The sequence below is a fragment of the Inhella sp. genome (assembly GCF_027532025.1).
Taxonomy (GTDB): Bacteria; Pseudomonadota; Gammaproteobacteria; order Burkholderiales; family Burkholderiaceae_C; genus Inhella.
The window spans coordinates 1-1,008 of the sequence record NZ_JAPZSY010000118.1 but is presented as its reverse complement, the minus strand read 5'-3'; the positions used below and the strand labels follow the sequence as shown (position 1 = coordinate 1,008).

Sequence of the window (1,008 nt, the reverse complement as noted above, 5' to 3'; positions counted from 1 at the left end):
AGTCGGACTTGCAAAATCCAGTTCCACCCGAACAGGCGGTGTTGAAGTGGCGGGGGATTGGGCGGTGATCAAGTTGCCGAGCCCTGAGGCGATCCGAGCGTCGGCCGAGTCAGGGCGGCGGCATACACGGCCAGGCCAGTCAGGGCCAACAAAAGGGCCGCCAGCCCCATCTTGGCGATGGCCCGTAGCAGCCAGCGGATGTTGAAGCCCGCCGCGCAGAGCACCGCGTGCAACGCGTCGCCCTCGGCGCCCTTGAGCCAGCAGCGGTCCATGCGGTGATCAGCCTTGGCGTGGCCGATCAGCGGCTCGATGGCCTGGCGCCGCTTCAGCCACGTCTTGTGTTTGGGCGTGAGCGACTTGAACTTGCCACGGTGGATCACTTCCAGCGGCGCCAGATCCTTGTCCACGCCCCGGTAACCCAGGTCCACGATCGCCGTGTGCGGCTTGACCCCGATGTCCTGCAGCAGGGTGTTGGTCTGCTCGATCTGCGCGGCCAGTGTGTGTCCGTCATACGGGTTGCCAGGGAAGCTGCGCGCCCCGACCATCAGGCCTTGCTGGTGCGTGACGGCAAGGCTGACCTTCACGCCGAACTCATAGGGGTTGCGCGCCTTGCCCTTGCTGATGCACTCGGTCTCCGGGGCGTGCAGCGCGTACAGCTTGTTCTTGTCCTTCGGTCCTTGCTGCTGGATGCGCTCGGCCCGCTGCACCCAGGCGTCGAGCCGCACGCGGGCTTCGTCGGCCAGGCCGCCCATCTTGCGGCGCACCTCTCGCAGCAGCCGGCCCAGGATCGTGCGCTGGCGTTTGAGCACGCCGCGCAGCCGCTTGAACTGCTTGGCGTGGGCGTAGCCGCCGGCCTTGCGGCGCAGCGCCTTGCCCTCGCGCTCGTGGGTCTGCTTGAGTTGGATGCCGGCGCGCTTGGCCAGCCTGGCAATCTTGTCGCGAGCGACTTCCAGCAGTCGGCTGTCGGTGGGGTGCGCGATGGCCTTGCTCTGCACCGTGGTGTCGACG

Annotated in this window: 1 protein-coding gene; it reads right to left on the bottom strand. The window is 67.4% G+C overall.

All coding sequences use genetic code 11. The features are described 5' to 3' along the window. Window positions 1-68 precede the first annotated feature (68 nt). A partial coding sequence (locus O9335_RS14425; RefSeq protein ID WP_298389327.1) for an IS5 family transposase occupies window positions 69-1,008 on the bottom strand: 940 nt, incomplete at its 5' end.